Origin of the sequence: Corallococcus sp. CA054B (assembly GCF_003611625.1) — a bacterium.
Taxonomy (GTDB): Bacteria; Myxococcota; Myxococcia; order Myxococcales; family Myxococcaceae; genus Corallococcus; species Corallococcus coralloides.
In genome coordinates, this window is sequence record NZ_RAVY01000086.1 from 1 (window position 1) to 17,582 (window position 17,582).

At 70.3% G+C, this 17,582-nt stretch carries 12 protein-coding genes; 2 read left to right on the forward strand and 10 right to left on the reverse strand.

Translation table 11 applies throughout. The features are described from left to right. Positions 1 to 166: 166 nt before the first annotated feature. From D7V80_RS21120 to D7V80_RS21135, 4 genes are all read right to left on the reverse strand, one after another. Positions 167 to 1,495, reverse strand: coding sequence for an NAD(P)/FAD-dependent oxidoreductase (locus tag D7V80_RS21120; protein WP_120589886.1), 1,329 nt, complete (start codon positions 1,493 to 1,495; stop codon positions 167 to 169). 154 nt (positions 1,496 to 1,649) lie between these two features. Next, positions 1,650 to 2,813 (reverse strand): NAD-dependent epimerase/dehydratase family protein, encoded by a 1,164-nt coding sequence (locus D7V80_RS21125; protein ID WP_120589863.1) that lies wholly within the window; start codon positions 2,811 to 2,813, stop codon positions 1,650 to 1,652. Next, complete coding sequence (locus D7V80_RS21130) at positions 2,810 to 4,096, reverse strand: NTP/NDP exchange transporter (RefSeq protein WP_120589864.1); 1,287 nt, start codon at positions 4,094 to 4,096, stop codon at positions 2,810 to 2,812. The genes D7V80_RS21125 and D7V80_RS21130 overlap by 4 nt, the downstream gene beginning before the upstream one ends. Positions 4,097 to 4,164: 68 nt before the next feature. Further along, a complete protein-coding gene (locus D7V80_RS21135) occupies positions 4,165 to 5,460 on the reverse strand; it encodes a pyridoxal phosphate-dependent aminotransferase (RefSeq protein WP_120589865.1) in 1,296 nt (431 codons plus the stop codon). Positions 5,461 to 5,620: 160 nt separating this feature from the next. Between D7V80_RS21135 and D7V80_RS21140 the strand changes: the two genes are divergently transcribed. Continuing rightward, positions 5,621 to 6,283, forward strand: a complete 663-nt coding sequence (locus D7V80_RS21140) for a hypothetical protein (protein ID WP_233585587.1) — start codon at positions 5,621 to 5,623, stop codon at positions 6,281 to 6,283. A 16-nt stretch (positions 6,284 to 6,299) separates the two neighbouring features. Here D7V80_RS21140 and D7V80_RS21145 read toward each other — a convergent pair whose 3' ends face one another. Together D7V80_RS21145 and D7V80_RS21150 are read right to left on the reverse strand one after the other, a co-directional pair. Beyond that, on the reverse strand, positions 6,300 to 6,707 hold the full coding sequence (locus D7V80_RS21145; RefSeq protein ID WP_120589867.1) for a hypothetical protein: 408 nt from the start codon (positions 6,705 to 6,707) through the stop codon (positions 6,300 to 6,302). A 76-nt stretch (positions 6,708 to 6,783) separates the two neighbouring features. Beyond that, complete coding sequence (locus tag D7V80_RS21150; protein ID WP_158616672.1) at positions 6,784 to 7,647, reverse strand: AraC family transcriptional regulator; 864 nt, start codon at positions 7,645 to 7,647, stop codon at positions 6,784 to 6,786. 50 nt (positions 7,648 to 7,697) lie between these two features. On the opposite strand from D7V80_RS21150, the gene D7V80_RS21155 reads away from it, so the two are divergent. Then, the gene (locus tag D7V80_RS21155) at positions 7,698 to 8,813 is read left to right on the forward strand and encodes a putative glycolipid-binding domain-containing protein (RefSeq protein WP_120589869.1); all 1,116 of its coding nucleotides are present in this window, start codon (positions 7,698 to 7,700) and stop codon (positions 8,811 to 8,813) included. Between the two features lie 75 nt (positions 8,814 to 8,888). On the opposite strand, the gene D7V80_RS21160 is transcribed toward D7V80_RS21155, so the two are convergent. The 4 genes from D7V80_RS21160 to D7V80_RS41855 all read right to left on the reverse strand — a co-directional run bounded on the left by D7V80_RS21160 (position 8,889) and on the right by D7V80_RS41855 (position 17,559). Next, complete coding sequence (locus D7V80_RS21160; protein ID WP_199738774.1) at positions 8,889 to 10,850, reverse strand: 4-alpha-glucanotransferase; 1,962 nt, start codon at positions 10,848 to 10,850, stop codon at positions 8,889 to 8,891. Positions 10,851 to 10,922: 72 nt separating this feature from the next. Beyond that, complete coding sequence (locus tag D7V80_RS21165) at positions 10,923 to 14,108, reverse strand: efflux RND transporter permease subunit (protein ID WP_120589870.1); 3,186 nt, start codon at positions 14,106 to 14,108, stop codon at positions 10,923 to 10,925. 45 nt (positions 14,109 to 14,153) lie between these two features. Then, positions 14,154 to 15,434, reverse strand: coding sequence for an efflux RND transporter periplasmic adaptor subunit (locus D7V80_RS21170; RefSeq protein WP_120589871.1), 1,281 nt, complete (start codon positions 15,432 to 15,434; stop codon positions 14,154 to 14,156). A 250-nt stretch (positions 15,435 to 15,684) separates the two neighbouring features. Beyond that, positions 15,685 to 17,559: a hypothetical protein gene (locus D7V80_RS41855; RefSeq protein ID WP_158616673.1), complete on the reverse strand. Its 1,875-nt coding sequence runs from the start codon at positions 17,557 to 17,559 to the stop codon at positions 15,685 to 15,687. Positions 17,560 to 17,582 lie beyond the last annotated feature (23 nt).

Genomic DNA, 17,582 nt, shown 5'->3' on the forward strand with positions numbered 1-17,582 from the left:
GCTGACATGGCCAGGGCCCCCCTGTCCCGCTCCGTCACGCCCGCTTCCCCACCAGGGGGCCAGTGAGCGCGTCCAGAAGAAACGATGGGTCCGATCAAAACGGAAATCGCCCCGGCGCCAGCAGGCACCGGGGCGACTTGCGCACCACGTCCCAGGTCTTCTTGCCTCAGTGCACCGGCGCGGGCTGTGACGCCGGGAGCTCCGGACGCGCGGGAGGGGGCAGGGCGGGCGCCTGGCGGGACGGAGCCAGGGCCGGCATGCGCTTGGACACGTTGCGGGTGATGAGCCGCATGTTCCGGCCTCCCTGGGTGAAGAACGTGTAGCCCCAGTTCAGCATCACGAAGAGGCGGTTTCGGAAGCCGATGAGGTAGGCGATGTGCACGCCCGCCCAGACGCACCACGCGGGCAGCCCCTTCATGCGCCACTTGTCGAAGAGCACGCCCACCGCGTAGCCGCGGCCAATCACCGCGAAGCTGCCCTTGTCGTGGTAGCGGAACGCGCGCAGCGGCTTGTTCGCCAGGCGGTCGCGAATCGTCTTCGCCACGTGCCGCCCCATCTGCATCGCCGCCGGCGCGATGCCCGGCACGGGCTTGCCGTGCTGCTCCGCCGCCGCCACGTCGCCAATCACATACACGTCCTCCAGGCCCGGCGCCGTGAGGTGCGGCGTCACCTTCACCCGCCCCGCGCGGTCCAACGGCACCTCCAGCGAGCGCACCAGCGGCGACGCCGCCACCCCCGCGCCCCACAGCACCGTGCGCGTGGCGATGCGCTCGTCACCGAACGTGACGCTCTCCGCGTCGAGGTCCGTCACCAGGGCCCCGGTGCGCACCTCGACGTGCAGCGTCTCCAGGTCGCGCTTCGCCGCCTCCGACAGCTCCTCCGGGTAGGCATTCAGCACGCGCGGCAGGCCCTCCAGCAGGACGACCCGCGCCTGGCGCGTGTCGATGCGCCGGAAGTCCTTCGGCAGCGAGTGCCGCGTCATGTACGCGAGCGCCCCCGCTAGCTCCACGCCCGTGGGCCCCGCGCCGATGATGACGAAGGTCATCCACTCGCGCTGCCGCTCCGGGTCGGGCTCGCGCTCCGCGGCCTCGAAGGCCGTCAGGATGCGCTCGCGGATGCGCACGGCGTCGTCCAGCGTCTTCAGGCCCGGCGCCACCTCCGCCCACTCCGGGTGCTTGAAGTACGAGTGCGACGCGCCCGTGGCCACCACCAGCGAGTCGTAGGGAATCTCCCCGCCCTCCACGACGAGCACCTTGCGGCGCGCGTCCACCGACTTCGCCTCCGCCAGCAGCACCTCCGTGTTGCGCGAGTGCAGCACGCTGCGGATGGGGGCGGAGATGTCCGCGGTGTTCAGCACCGACGTCGCCACCTGGTAGAGCAGCGGCTGGAAGAGGTGGTGGTTGTAGCGGTCCACCACCGTCACCCGCACGTTGTCCGCCTTGCCCAGGGCCTTCGCGGCCTCGAGCCCGCCGAAGCCCGCCCCCACGATGACCACGTGATGCCTGCTGTCCGGAACGCGTTCCATGGCGGAAAAGGTGCGGACGCGCGACGCGCCCGGCCAGCACCGCATGCTCCCCGCCTGCCTGCCGGCTCATGGATGGACGCCCGGCCGCTCCACGGCCAGGCACCCGGGTCCAGCCTGCCGCGGATCAGCCCGCCTTGGCGGTGCCCTTCGCCTGGTGCCAGGCCGCGAGCACTTCCTTCTCACGCTCGGCGGACAGGCCCGCGCGCAGCTTCTCCTGCCGGTCCGCGGGCAGCGCGTGGAACCAGGTCAGCGTGTCGCGCACGGTGTCCGCGAGCGGCCGGGTGGCGAGCCCCGCCTGCGTGGCCTTGACGATGCTCACCGCGCCGATGCCGCCCTCCGGCCCGGTGCGCGGCACCCACGCGGGCATGTCCCCGAAGGCCGTCACCTTCTGCTGGTCCAGGAACGCGGTGTCCACCCAGGTGAAGCGCGCGTCGCTCCCCGTCGCCTCGCGCAGGGTCTCCAGCATGCCCTTCATCTTCATGGGCTGGACCGGGCCGGTGACGTTGAAGATGCCCGTGGTGCGGCGCTCCACGTTCCGGATGATGAACGCGGCCAGGTCGCGCGCGTCGATGACCTGCACGGGGTCCTCGCCGTCGCCGGGGGCCAGCACCTCGCCGCCCTTCGCCACGCGCAGCGGCCAGTAGGTGAAGCGGTCAGAGCCGTCATCCGGGCCCACGATGAGGCCGGGGCGGATGTTGAGCGTGCGGCCGGGCAGCGCCGTCTCCGCGGCCTTCTCGCAGAGCGCCTTGAGCGGGCCGTAGCTCGTCTCGCCCACCTCCTCCGTGGTCTCGTCGGGGATGGTGCCCACGGCGTCGGACTCGGTGAGGTTCTGCTTCGTCATCTCCTTGTAGACGGAGATGCTGGAGATGAAGACGTACTGGCCGACGTTCGGCGCGAGCAGCTCCGCGGACGCCTTCACGATGCGCGGCACGTAGCCGGACGTGTCGATGACCGCGTCCCACTTGCGGCCCGCCAGCGCCTTCAGGCCCTCGCCCTTGTTCGGGTCGCGGTCGCCCTGGAGCTTCTCCACGTCCGGGAACAGGCCCGGGTTGGACTTGCCGCGGTTGAAGAGCGTGAGCGTGTGACCGCGCGCCTGCGCCACCTGCACCAGCGCGGGCCCCAGGAACCGGGTGCCGCCCAGGATGAGGATGTTCAGGGGCTTGCCCGGGGCATCCCCCTTGTCGTCACCGGTGGCCGGGCCCGCCTTGGGGGACGATGCACAGCCCAACACCTGGACCGCGCCCAGCGCGGCCGCTGCTTGAATCACGCCTCTTCGGGTCAGCTTCATGCCGTGGTTCCTCCAGGAAGGGATGTCTGCGGAATGGATTCAGCGGCGCGCGTGCGCTGCTGGCGCGCCAGGTACAGGGCCACCGCGAGCCACAGCGCGGCCATGGGCACAGCCGCCAGCGACAGGCCCGTCATGCCCAGGCCCAGCGCGGTCAAGCCCCCCTGCAGCCACGCGCTCAGCGTGTCACTGCCGCGGTACACCACCGTGTCGATGAAGCTCTTGGACTTGTAGCGGGCCTCGCGGTCCACCGTGGTGAACAGGATTTCGCGCGACGGGCGCTCCAGCGCGTAGTGGCTCGCGCCCCGCAGCGACTTCACGGCGATGAGCACCGCCAGCACCGGCGCGAACGCGAGCACGCCAAAGCCCACCAGCGTGAGCACCGGCGCCACCGCCATGGCCACGCCCAATCCCAGACGCGAGATGACCCGCCCGGTGACGAGCGTCTGGATGGCCAGCGTCAGCACCTGCACCCAGAAGTCGATGTCCGCGAACGCCGCCGTGCGCGACGCGGCGTCCTTCGCCAGGGACGCGACCAGCTGCACCTCCTGGTAGTACAGGAACGTGGAGGTCGCCGCGTACAGCAGCACCTGCATCCCCAGCGCGAGCAGGAACGGCGACGTCACCAGAAGACGCAGCCCCGCGAGCATCCCGCCGCCCACCGGCCCCTCGCGCGTGGCGGGCTGGTGCTGCACGTCCCTCGCCCAGTGGCCCAGGCGGCGCACGCACTGCGCGCTCACCTCCAGCATCACCGCGGACACGAGGATGAGGTTCACCGGCCCCACCGGCTCCGCGAGCCTGCCCACCAGGAACGGGCCGACAATCATCCCCGTGGTGCCGCCCGCGGCGATGAAGCCAAAGAGCCGCTTGCCCTGGTCGCTGGCGAACACGTCCGCCATGAAGCTCCAGAAGATGGAGACGACGAACAGGTTGTAGACGCTCAGCCAGACATAGAAGGCGCGCGCCACGGACTCCTTCGCCACGCCCCACTTGAGCAGCGCGAAGAAGGCCAGCAGGTTGAGGAGGAAGAAGCGGTAGACGCGCGGCACCACCACCCGCCGGGGGTAGCGCGCCACCAGCGCGGAGAAGGCAGGCACCGCCAGCAGCATCACCCCGAAGGTGACGGTGAAGAGCCAGGGCAGGTGCTTCACGTCCCCGGCGGTGCCCATCTCGTTGCGGATGGGCCGCAGGATGGCGTAGCCGCACATCAGCGTGAAGAAATAGACGAACGCCCCGAGGACCGCCCCTACCTCCTCGTCACGGACGTCCACGAAACGCTTGAGCATGATGGCGGCGCCCTCAACGCCACGGCTGGCAGGCTATTCCCTGCCTGCCAGCCTGTGGAGGAAAGTGGCTACCGGGCCGTGAGGATTTCACGCACGGTGGCCTCCACGCGAGGCATTGCCTCCTCGATTTCGGCGACGGAGGTGGCGCCCACGGAGAGGCGGAACCAGCCGGTGTCCTCCTGAAGGCCGAACGCCTGGAAGGGCACCACGGCGAAGCGGGCCTTCTCCAGGAGGCGCTTGCGGATGGCGTCGTTGGTGGCGAGGCCGTCCCTGCCCACCACGTCGAAGCGCACGGTGAGGTAGATGGCGCCCTGCGGCGCGATGGCCTCCACCGGCAGGCCCGCGTCCTTCATGCGCTGGAAGCCCTTGTAGAGGGCCTCCAGGCGCTGGTCGACGCGCTGGCGCATCGTCGTCAGGAAGGACTCGGTGGCGGGGACGTCGTCCAGGTAGCGCGCGGTGGCGACCTGTTCGGCCTTGGGGGCCCAGGCGCCCACGTGGCCCAGCACGTCACGCATGCGGGAGATGAGGGTGGGCGCGCCCACGCCCCAGCCCACGCGCACGCCGGTGGCGGCGAAGGCCTTGCTGATGCCGTCCACGAACACGGTGTACGGCGCCATCTCCGGCACCAGCTCCACGGGCGTGACGTGCTTCTTGCCGAAGTTCAGCACCCAGTAGATGTGGTCGTACATCAGGATGAGGGGCTTCTGGCCGCGGCCCTCTCGCGCGCGGTTCTCCTCGACGATGCGCTGGCAGATGGCGCGCAGGGCCTCCGCGTCAATCATGGTGCCGGTGGGGTTGAGCGGGCTGCACAGGCACAGCAGGCGCGCGGACGACAGGTGCGGCTCCAGCTGCGCCAGCGTGGGCATGAAGCCCGCCGCCGCGTCCGTGGTCACCACCACGCTCCTGGCGCCCAGCATGTGGGCGTAGTGGTTGTTGTTCCACGACGGCACCGGGTAGACGACGACGTCCCCCGGGTCGAGCACCGCGCGGTAGGTGGCGTAGATGACGGGCCGCGCGCCGCCCGCGATGACGATGCCCTCCAGCGGGTACTTCAGCCCCAGGGAGCGCTCGTAGAAGCGCTGCACGGCCTGGCGCAGTTCCAGCACGCCGTCGGACGGCGGGTAGTTCGTCTCACCGCCCTGGAGCGCGGTGCCAATCTGGTCGCGCAGGCCGTCCGGGACGGGGAACTCCTTCGGGTTGAAGTCCCCCACGGTGAGGTTGCACACCTTGTTGCCCTTGGCCACGAGCTCGCGAATCTCCGCGGCGATGCGGAGGATTTCGCTGCCCACGAGCCCACGCACCATGGTGCTCACGGTGGTGTCATCGCGAGAGGGACGCGGGAGGGAGGTCAGGTCAATGGCCATGGTGCAAACTCTCCAGTGCACGAAGGGGGCCGGGGGGACGCGGCCCGGCGGACCCTATACGCAACGGCGCCGGGAAGGCGCATCTTCCATGGTCCTGGGGAACGCGGTGTGCGAGGACTCGGGAGGTCCCCGGCTGACGGGGTTTGATGGGAGGAACCGGATGCGTCTGCGACAGGGGCTGTACGGGGTGGGAGTGGCGTTGGGACTGCTGGGCCAGGGCTGCCAGAAGCAGGAGCCCCAGACCGTCCCCATGGACGTGCCGGCCGTGCCCCCGCCCGCCAAGACCCTGCCGCGCGAGGGACCGGCCGCCACCGCCCCGGTGGTGCACCAGGTGCTGGACGTGAAGGCAGACGCGGGCAAGCCGGCGTCCCCGGCGGACGCAGCGCCGGACGCGGCGTGGACCACGGCGACGGTGCAGAAGCCGCGCGGCGAGCCCCCGTCCATCACGCTGCGCTCGGTGCGCACGGGGACGCACGCGGACTACGACCGGACGGTGTTCGAGTTCGACGGGCCGCGCCTGCCGGGCTACCAGCTGGGGTACGTGAAGTCGGCGCAGCAGTGCGGCTCCGGCGACGACGTGAAGACACCGGGCGAGGCCATGCTGGAGGTGCGCTTCACGCTGGCGCGCGCGCATGACGACCAGGGGCAGGCCACGGTGGCGCAGCGCTCGCTCAAGCCCGCGCTGCCGTCCCTGCTGGGGCTGGAGCGCGTGTGCGACTTCGAGGGCGAGGTGACGTGGGTGCTGGGCACCGCGCGCCGCGTCCCGTTCCGCGTGCTGGAGCTGACAAACCCCACGCGCCTCGTGCTGGACGTGCAGCACTGAGGCGCAAGGGAGACGGCTACTTCTTGGGAGGCTGCGCGCGCTTCTTCGCGATGAGGTCGCGCGCGTCCTTCTCCGAGTCCGCGAAGTCCACGTCCACCGTCCACTTGCCGGTGAAGTAGAGCGCGAGCATCAGCGCCTTCGCGCCCGCGCGCTGGAGCGGGCCCGTGCCCAGGTAGACGTGGCCGCGGAACCACTCGGCCTTCGCCTGCGCCACCAGCAGCTCGCGCGAGTCCTTGTCGATGCTGGAGGTCGACACGTCGGAGATGACGAACACCGGTCCGTTCTTCGACGCCTCCTGGCAGATCTCCAACACCTTCTTCGAGTCCTCCAGCTTCGAGGGCCCGTTGAACTTCATCACCAACAGGTCCGGCTCTTCGAAGTACGCGCGATGCGCTCCGAACTCCCACTCACGATGATTCGCCACGCGGTCCTTGCCTCACACAGATCAAGAATTGCGCAGACCCGATAGCATCGAGAACAGGGATTTCCAAGGAGACTGGTTAGACCCGCTCTGTCCCGGCCGACCCGGGTCGAGCACGGGCGCGGTACGCGGACGGCGTGACGCCGAAGCGGTTACGGAAGCGGCGGACAAATTCAGACAGGTCGCCAAATCCACACGCATAGGCGATGTCCGCGATGCGCTCGCGGTCCGTCCGCAGGTGTTCGGCGGCGAGGGTCAGGCGGCGGCCCAGGATGTAGCTGTAGGGACTCTCTCCCACCACCTTGCGGAAGGTGCGCAGGAAGTGGTGGCGGCCCATGCCCAGCTCTTGCGCGAACACGTCCAGGGAGAGGGGCTCCACCAGCCGAGCCTCCATCAACCGGAGCGCGTCCGCCATGCGGCGCTCCTCGGTGGCGGTGACGGGCCGGGCTGTCCCTTCGTGGATGCCGCTCAGCGCCGCGCCCGCCATCCGCAGCGCCAGTTCCTCCGCGCCGCGCGAGCCAGGCTGCTCGGCCAGCGCCTGGACGTCCGCGATGAGCGGTGCGAGCCGCTGGAGGGGAGGCAGCCGGTGCTTTGGGAAGTCCGTGCGAGTCACCCCGGACAGGTCCCGGGCCACCTCATCCATGAGCTCGGGTTTGAAGTGGAAGGCGATGCAGCGGTCGCCCACGCCGTGCTCATGTCCGCAGCAGAAGGACGTGTGCTGCTCCCCGAGCAGCAGCGAGCCGGGCGTCAGCAGCACGCGCCCGTTCCGGGAGCGGTAGGTGAAGCTCCCCGACAGGACGGCGGAGACGGACACCCAGGTGTGCTGTTCCTCGAAGACGGGGTCTCCTGGACCGGAGCGGCAGAGGATCTCGCTCACGCGCCATCCGTCTCCGGAGGCCAGCCGGCGAGCCGTCGTCAGGTCCACTTTCCCCAAGTCGGCCACGGTCCGTCCTTCCATCCTCACCCCGCACGTCCAAACGGGGTGACCGAATCATGGCGATGGCGGCAACGGCAGTCACGCGGGAGTTCATCTGGCGGCGCGTGATGGATGAACTGGGATTCGAGCATGCACGCGTGCGGCGCGGGCAGGAGGGCACGGAGCTCTCCGGCGTGATTCTCGTCGCGGAACAGGGTGCACCGCTGCGGGCGGAGTATTCGGTCGTCTGTGACGGTGCGTGGCGCACGCGCCGGGTGAGCGTGACGCAATCGTGGCGCGGCGAGCACCGGACGCTCACGCTGGAGCATGACGGGGAAGGCCACTGGCAAAAGGACGGCCGCGTCGCGGAGGAACTGGAGGGCGGCACGGACGTGGACCTGGGATTGAGTCCCTCCACCAACGCGCTGCCCATCAACCGGCTGCGGCTGGAAGAAGGTGCCAGCGCGGAGATCCGTGCGGCGTGGGTGAGGTTTCCCGCGCTGGAGGTCGTGCCAGCGCGGCAGGGCTACACACGCGCGGGGCCCGCGCGCTACCGCTACGAGAGCCTGGAGAGCGGCTTCAACGCGATGCTGGACGTGGACGCGGATGGGCTGCCCATCGAATACGCCGGCATCTGGCGCAGGCTCGCGGAAGGGCCCGCTGCCCCTGTGTCCTCGACGCAGGCGTTTGTAGAGGCCCTGGTGAGCCCCGGGCCTTCGAGCGAACTGGGTGACGCGGCGGCCACCTTCGGCTGGCTGGTGGGAGGCTGGGCAGGGACCATCCAGGACCATGATCCAGACGGGAGCGTCCGACAGAGTCAGGGCGAGTGGTGGTTCCACTGGGTGCTGGAGGGACGGGCCCTGCAGGACATCTTCATCGTGCCGTCCAGGCGCGCCCCCGCGCAGTCAGGGCCCGGAGCGAACAGGCGCTACGGCACCACGGTGCGCACGTTCGACCGGGCCGGAGACAGGTGGCAGATCACCTGGATCAGCCCCACGGGCGGCGCCATCAACCGGCTGTCCGGAGGACGGGATGGTGACCGGCTCGTCCTCCTGGGTGAGCATCAGGGGAAGTCCATCCGCTGGAGCTTCTCCGACATCGGCGCGGACCGCTTCACCTGGCGCGGCGAGGTGCAGGATGACGCCGGACAGTGGGGCCTCCAGTCACGCTTCGACATGCGGCGCATCACCTGAGCCCCCGGCCACGGGCGTCCAGAACCTGTCCGACAGTCGGACAGGTTTGTGCCGCTCCCCCTCGCCGGGCGCGACTCACCGCGCGCCGCTTCGCAGCCGGGCAGCCGCTTCGTCCAACCGGGTCAGCAACTCCGCGTGACGGACACGAGCCTCCGCGCCGCCCGCGCGCAGCGCCATGGCGAGCACCTGCGGCAGGTTGAGCGCGGCCCCCACGCGCAGCCGCTGCTGGTAGTGCTCGGCCCAATCCGTGGGGATGCGCAGCGACCAGTTGCGCGCATCCACGGAGCCCGGCGCGTTGTACGTGTCCGGCATGCCCAGCAGGTCCGCGAAGAACACCATCACGCTGCGCGCACGGCTGGCGAACAGGTCCGCGAACTTCGCCTGCGCGAGCAGTCCCGGGTCCTCCGCCAGCTGACGCGCGAAGGCCTCACGTCCCTCCGCCTCGGGATGCAGACGCTCCGACAGGTAGTCCGCCTGGGCGCGCAGCGCGTGCTTCCACTGCCATTCAGAGACGATCCGCCAGAGCGACTTCGTGTCGTGGTTGCCCACCATCACCCAGTCCTCGGGGGCCACGTTCTCGCTGCGGTACACGTCGGCCGGGTTGTTCAGGTCCGCCTTCTGCGTGACGCGGAAGCGCCCCAGGCCATCGCGGGCCATCACCCGTGACAGCTCGTACGGCAGCGTGCTCAGCACCTCGCACAGCACGTCCTCGCGGGCCCGGCCGTGCGCCCGCGCCGTGCGAACCACGGAGTCGAAGAGGATGGCGTACCGGGCCACCTGCTCCTCCGTGAGCCCCGTCACCCAACCATCCGCGTAGCGAGGCACCGAGCGGTTCAGCTGCTCCGGAGCCACGATGGAGTAGCGCGCCAACTCCGGGTGATCCGGCAGGTCCGGAGAGGAGAACAGCCGCGCCCCACCCTGCACCGCGCGCAGCGGATCCGCCGAGCCCGCGCGGTACACCCACGGACACACGAGCCCGTGCGGATGGTCGATGCGCAGCCCGTCGTACTCGGAGAGCATCTTGCCCAGCCGCGCGTCCATGTAGCGCAGCACCGGCCCGGGGCTGGAGCCATCCGCAGCGACGTACTGCTCCGGGTCCAGCACCGGGTAGTTCCACGGCTGGCCCTCCGGGTTGGTGCGGCTGGGCGGAGCCCCCATGAGGTACGCGCCGAGGAACAACCCCTGCCGCGCCCACGTGTCCCGAGGCGAGAAACCAATCTGGAGGTCCCCGTACAGCTTGAGCCCCCACGCCCCCGCGCGCTCCCGCAGGAGCCCGTGCTGCTCGTACACGAGGAACTGGCGGAAGGCGTACTGCTCCACCGCTGCGGCTTCGACGGTGAGCAACTCCCGGATGCGCGCCTCCGCCTGCCTCACTTCGCCGGCACGCGGCGCGAACAGGCGCCCATCCAACGAATCCGCCCAACCGCGCCAGTCATCCGGCGTGTGATGCCGGGCGGCGAGCACGTCGAAGAGCGCATCCCGTTCCAGCCACTCACGGTTCTCCAGGCGGAAGTCCGCGAAGCGGCGGACGAGCGCGAGGATGGACGCGGGAGCATCCACGCGGTCCCGCTCGCGCCGGAAGGTGTCCCACGCCTCCTGGAGCGCCAGCGCCTGGCCCCGGCACGCGGAGGAGTACCGGACCTCTGGACCACCCGCCTCCGGCACTTCGGAGACGAGCCGGGCCAGGGTGTCCGCGGACAGCAGCGCGCCCCAGGGGCCGTGCGGATCCGTGAGCGGCGCGAGCGCCACGTTCAGCGTGTTGCGCGAGAACAACGTGCCGTCATACGGCGACGGGTTGTACGCGGTGGTCTGCCCCTGCGGCCCCAGCTGGATGCCGGTGAAGCCCAGGTCCCGAGCGAAGGCGAGGAAGCGCGCGGCGCCCTCGGAGTACGGCGAGCCACGCCCCAGGTCCTCTCCGGGGAGGCCCGGGAAGCTGGGGTCATGGATGCTCAGGACCCAGCGGGTGACACCCAGTGCGTCTAGAGCTTCGGTGATGAGCGAGCGGTGCGAATCGGGCAGCGGGGACAGGAGCTCCACACTCCTGACCCTATGGCCCTCCGCGCGATGCGCCAACCGTTCCTTGAGGGTGACGCGATCATCTTCTCCGCGTCAGTCCTGCCGGGCCTGCGGCTGGGGCCGGGGCTCACCGCCGCCGTGCGCCGGACCGTGCGCCGGCCCCCTCGCCTTGAACACCCGGCGCAGCTTCCCCGTCATCCACGCGCGACCGTCCGTCAGGATTTCGTACACCGTCGGAATCACCAGCAGCGTGAGCAGCGTGGAGGTGATGACGCCGCCAATCACCGCGCGGCCCAGCGGCGCCCGGAAGTCGCCACCCTCGCCGTGTCCCAGCGCCACCGGCACCATGCCCGCGATGAGCGCGAGGGTCGTCATGATGATGGGCCGCAAGCGGATGCGCCCCGCTTCAATGAGCGCCTCGCGCAAGGGCATGCCCTTCTCGTGCTGCCACTTGGCGAAGTCGATGAGCAGGATGGCGTTCTTCGCCACGATGCCCATCAGCAGGATGACGCCGATGAGGCTCATGATGTTCAGCGTGTCGCCCGTCACCACCAGCGCCAGCACCACGCCAATCAGGGACAGTGGCAGCGACACCAGGATGGCCAGTGGGTCGATGAACGAGCCGAACTGGATGACGAGGATGAGGTACATCAGCATCACCGCCACGCCCAGCGCCAGGAACACCCGGCCGAACACCTCCTGCTGATCCGCGGACTCGCCGCCCGTGGACACCTCGTAGCCCGGCGGCACCTGCACCGCCTCGAGCCGGGTCTGGATGTCGTTCATCACCTCCGACAGCGACCGCCCCGCCACGTTCGCCTGCACGTTGATGACCTTCTCGCGGTTCAGGTGGTCGATCTGCGCCGGCCCCACCGTCTGCTTCACCGTCGCCACCTGTCCCAGCGGCACCGTCACCGGCGTGCCCGTGGGGCTGGTGCCCACCACCAGCGGCAGCTGCGACAGCTGCGACGGGTTCTCCCGGAACTGGGGCGCAAGGCGCACCATCACGTCGCGCGTCTCGCCAATGGGGTCCACCCAGTCGCCGGAGTCCAGGCCCGCGAAGGCCGGCCGCAGCGACTGCGCCACCTGGCCCACCGTCACGTTGAGCTGGCCCGCGACGCCGCGGTTCAACTCCACCTCCAGCTCCGGCTTCTCGCCGCGCGTGGACAGCCCCACGTCCACCGCGCCCGGCACCTGCTTCACCTCCTTCATCACCTGCTGCGCGAACTGGTTGAGCCCCTTGGACTCCGGCCCGCGCAGCTCCATCTGGATGGACTTGATGGCCCCGCCGAAGCCACTGGTGAACACGGACACGTTGGCGCCACCCACCGAGAGCAACTCCTGACGCAGCGTCTTGCCCAGCACCTCCTGGCTCGCCTTGCGCTCCGTCTTCGGCTTGAGCCGCACGTACACCAGCGCCTGGTCCACGCCCGGCGAGCGCAGGGGCAGCGGCACGCCGATGGTCGTGTACGTGTACGCGACCTCCGGGTGCTGGCGCGTGAGGCGGGACACCTCCTCCACCTTGCGCCGCGTGTAGTCCAGGCTGGAGCCCGCGGGCGTCTCCACCAGCATTTCAATCTCCGCGCGGTCGCTCACCGGCACGAAGCCCGCGCCGCCGAAGACGCCCTGTAGCGCCACCGCGCCCACCAACGAGCCCACCGCCAGCAGCACCATCGCGAGCCGGTGGTCCAGCGCCCACGCGATGACGCCCTTGTAGCGGTCCGCCTGCCGGTCGAACCAGTGGTTGAAGCGCTCCAGCCCCCGCGAGATGAAGTTGCGCCGCTCGCCCTTCTCCACCTGCGGGTCGGGCCAGTACGCGCTGAGCATGGGGTCCAGCGAGAAGCTCACGAACAGCGACACCAGCACCGAGCACGCGATGGTGAGCGCGAACGGCTTGAACCACTGCCCCGCCACGCCGTACATGAACGCCACCGGGACGAACACCGCCACGATGGAGAACGTCGTCGCCGCCACCGCGAGGCCAATCTCGTTGGTGCCCTCGCGCGACGCCGTGTAGTGGTCCTTCCCCATCTCCACGTGCCGCACGATGTTCTCGCGCACCACGATGGCGTCGTCGATGAGGATGCCGATGGCCAGCGTCAGGCCCAACAGCGACATCGTGTTGAGCGTGAAGCCGAACGCCCACACGCTCACGAACGACGCCAGCACGGACACGGGCAGCGCCAGGCCGGTAATCACCGTGGAGCGCCAGGAGTTGAGGAACAGGAACACCACCAGCACCGTGAGCAGCGCGCCTTCAATCAAGGCCTGCTGCACGTTGACGACGGAGTTCTCCACGCGCGTGCCCGCGTCGCGGACGATCTCCAGCTTCGCGTTGGCGGGCAGCCGCTGCTGGAGCGTCTTCACCCGTTCGCGCACGCCGTCCGCGACCTCCGTGGTGCTGTAGCCCTTGGCCTTGATGACCTCGATGCCCACCGCCTGCGCGCCGTTGTAGAGCGACAGGGTGCGCGGCTCCTCGGTGCCGGCGAACACGTCCGCCACTTCCCCCAGCCGCAGCGTGCGTCCATTGCGCTCCGCGATGGGCACCTGCGCGAAGTCCTCCGGCGTCTCCAGGCGGCCCTTGAGCCGGATGGTGCGCTCCTGCAATTCGGTGTTGAGCCGGCCCACCGGCGCCGCCAGGTTCTGCGCCTGGAGCGCCGCCACCACCTGCGCCACCGACAGGCCCGCGGCCTGGAGCGCCGCGGGCCGCACCTGCACCGTCATCTCCCGGTCCACGCCGCCCACCACCGTGGCCTGCGCCACGCCCGGCACCGAGCGCAAGTCGCCCACCACCATGGGGTCCGCGATGAGCGACAGCGCGGGCACGTCCAGCGCGTCCGACGTCAGCACCAGCGACACGATGGGTTGGTCCGCGGGGTCGAAGCGCGTGAGGATGGGCTCCTCCATCTCCTGCGGCAGGTCCGCGCGCTTGCTGGAGATGGCGTCGCGGATGTCCTGTGACGCCTCCTGGATGTCCTTCTCGAAGTCGAAGAAGACCGTGAAGTTCGCCAAGCTGTCCGTGGAGCTGGACGTGGTCTTCTTCCCGTCCACGCCAGAGATGGCGAAGATGGCGTCCTCGATGGGCTCCACGATTTCGCGTTCCACCGTGTCGGGTGAGGCCCCCGGGTACGCGATGGTGACGTTGATGACCGGCTGCTGGACGTCCGGGAACTCGTCCGTCTCCAGGTTGAAGAGCGCCACGATGCCGAAAACGACGAGCGCCACCATCGCCGTGATGGTGATGATGGGGCGCTTGATGGCGAAGTCGGAGATGAACACGGACGACTCCTGCGGTGCTTCTTCAAGAAGTGGAGACGCCTGGCGCTACTTCGCGGGGGCCTGGGCCGGAGGCGTGGGAGTCCCTGTCGCGGCCGGAGCCTGTACCGGGCCGCCGCCGGACGCGTTGCCCGCGCCGCCCACGCCCTGCTGGGCTTCCGGTGGAGACGCCGGCCGCTGCTGCTTCTTCGGCCCTTGCGGCGCGGCGGTGAGCTTCACCGGCGTGCCGTTGGTCAGGTCGCGCGCGGATCCGAGCAGCACCACGTCCCCGGCCTTCAACCCGGAGCGCACCTCCACGGTCTGCGCCACGTCATCCCGTAGGCCTGTCGTCACCGCCACCTCTTCCACCTTGCCGTTGGAGATGCGCTGCACGGTGGGAGGCTCCTGGCGCGTGTCCAGCGCATCCACCGGCACGGCCAGCGCCTCCTTCGACTGGGACGCCACGCGCCCCAGTGCGAACAGGCCGGACAGGAGCGTCTGCTCGCTGTTGGGGATGCCCACGTAGATGCGCACCTGGCCCGTGGCGGGATCCACCGCCGGGTTGATGCGCTCCACCTCACCCTTGAAGGCGCGGTCCTCGTAGCCATTCACCCGGAAGTCCACGGGCGTGCCCACCTTCACCTGGCCCAGCTGCGCCGCGGGCACGGAGGCCTCCAGCCGCAGCGTCGCGGGGTCCACCACGACGAAGAGGGGCGCGCCCGGCTGGACGATGTCGCCCGCGTTCACCTGCCGCTCGCTCACCACGCCCGTGAAGGGCGCGGCCACCTTCGTGCGCGCCAGCTGGTCCTGCGCCAGCTTCAGCTGGGCCTGCGCCTGCGCCAGCTGCCCCTCCGCCTGCGTCCGCGCGAGCTGCGTGCGTTCGAAGTCGCGGCGGGTGATGACGCCCTGTTTGACGAGGGTCTGATTGCGCTGCTCATCCGTCTTCGCCACCTGCAAGGCATTGCGCGCCACGCGCAGGCTGGAGCTGGCCGCCAGCACCTGCTCGCGCAGCGTGTGTTCCTCCACGCGCGCCAGCAGCTGCCCCTCCTTCACCGTCTGGCCCTGGTCCGCCATCACATCCAGGATGCTGCCCCCCACCTCCGCGCGGACGCTGGCCAGCCGCCGCGCCTGGAGCGTCCCGGAGATGACGGGACCGTTCTCCAGCTTCATGGGCTCCACGCGCACCACGTTCTCCGGCCCCAGCGACACCACCGTCGGCGCGGTGGGCGCGGCGACCTCCTCGGAGCGCTGTCCGCAGGCGCCAGCCAGCCAGACGACGGCCAGCACGGCGCCCCACCGCGAACCCGTGCGCCGGGCTCGAAGACCCGTTGCCTCTTCGGTGCGTCTCACGGCCTGCCTCCCCGGCCCCCAGGGGCCATTGGCCCTGGAGTTCCACCCGGGGCGGTCCCCGGGGCCGGGTAAACGTGGTGCCGCCCCCCCGGCCGGGGAAGTCGTGCCACCACCGGGCGTGAACCTGGAGAACACGCCCGGCCCGTCCCCCTGACAGGCGGGGAGGCATGCGAACGGCGGCCGGAAGGACGACGGCCTCCGTCCCACGCGAGGGGACGGAGGCCGCGCTTGCTTCACCTTCGAGCGACGCTCAGTGGACGCTCGGCGGAGCGGTCACGAACGCCGAGGTGAGGCAGCTCTGGTTGGCCATCTGGTCCAGGAACGTCTGGCGCGCCAGCACCTCGTTGAAGGTGCGCACGGGCGTGCCGTCCGCGCGGTCCGGAACGGTGAGCGCGCCGCTGAGGAACGGCGACAGCGCGCCGGTCCAGCTCACGTGGGTGAAGTTCGTGCCCAACTCGTCGCCGTGGCAGCCGTCGCAGGTGTTGAGCGAGAAGACGTGCCGCGCCTGACGGTTGGGGATGACGGACGCCGGCTGGCTCCAGAACGGCGGGGTGGCCACGGGGTTCGTCACGATGGCGCGGCCCGCGCGGAAGGTGCCGCCGGCCCACGGCAGCGGGACGGAGTACGTGCCCGCGATGATGGGCCCGGTGTTGGCGTTCACGTAGGCCGGGAACAGCGTCGTCTGCCGGGTGCGGTCCGGCGTCTGGGCCACGGTGTGGCTGTTGAGCAGTCCCAGCACCGGCGGCGGCGTGGTGGAGTACGAGTTCGGGTTGATGGAGCCGTTCCAGAGACGGAACTCACGCAGCTCCCAGGGGCTGGCCAGCCAGTCGTCGTTGGTGCGCACCTGGTTGATGGAGCTGCGGTTGGGCTTGCGCGGGGACAGGTCGCGCTTGGCGAACTGCTCCGTCAGGGCCTCCAGCGCCGCGTTGTACGACGCGCTGCCCAGCGGCAGCCCGGACAGGGCCTGCCACTGCTGCGCGTAGGTCTTGATGTCCGCGCAGCCGTTCTTGTCCACCCCGTACTCCAGGATGACCAGGAAGGGCACCGTGTAGCAGCTCGACCCCGTGCCCGTGGTGGCCGCGAAGATGAAGCGCCCCTCGCCCGCGCCGCCAGCGCCGTAGGCCGGGTTGCTGCCGGCCAGGTCCAGCCGGTTCACGATGGCGATGAGCTTGAACGGCGACCTCGCCAGGTTCAGCTCGCCGGAGGCCAGCTTCGGCCAGGGGCCGATGAGGTTCCCCGCGATGGACGAGCGCGGCGGGTTCACGAAGCCGTTGATGGTGCGCGGCTGCTCCCACTGCCGCAGCCACTCGCGCACGAAGGTGGAGGGGGCCACGCCCGTGAAGGGCTGATTGGCCATCTCCGTCATCAGGTAGTTGAACGTCCACTTGCCGTTCGGGTTGCCCACGCCGGTGCACGGGTCATACGTGCGCGTCGTGTCGTTCACGACAGCGGGCGCGCGGATGATGAGCGAGCGCGCCGGGTCCACCAGCGACGCCAGGCCAATGGGCTGGATGGGCACGGGCTGGCCCACCGGGAACTGCGTGCTCAGCGCCGTCACCGGCACGGTGCGCACCAGCTGGCGGTTCTCGAACACGGCCGTGGTCAGCTGCGTGGGCGACTGGGACTGCGCCTGGGCAATGCGCTGCTGCTGGGCCTGGAGCGCCACGAAGTCGAACGTGCCGGAGGCCGTGAAGAGCAGGTCCCCCGCCACCGCGTCGCCACCCTGGCCGTCGTCGCGGAACGTCAGCTGCTGCGCGCCTTCCGCCATCGCCAGCGTCCCGCCGCGGAACGCCTCGTTCTCCGTGCGCCTCGAGTCCAGCTTCAGCTGGAACACCGTGGCCGTGCTCTTGCTGGCCGCGCCCTGGGGAATCGCGAAGAGCGACTCCACCACCGGACGCGCCGCGTCCCCCTCCAGGGCCTGCAGGGCCGTACCGAGCGCCACCTCCAGGTTGCCGGACGGGTCCACGGCCTGGGCGGAGGAGCCCGCCTGGGGCGCGGAAGGCGCGGGAGTCTCGGACGTCTCCGGGGCGGGCTGGCCACAGCCCACCGCCAGCGACGAGGCCAGGAGCGCGAACGGCAGACGCTTCCGGGAATGCTTCCACAGCAGGGACAGCTCAGGCTTCATGGGGTGTGCTCCACTCACGACGG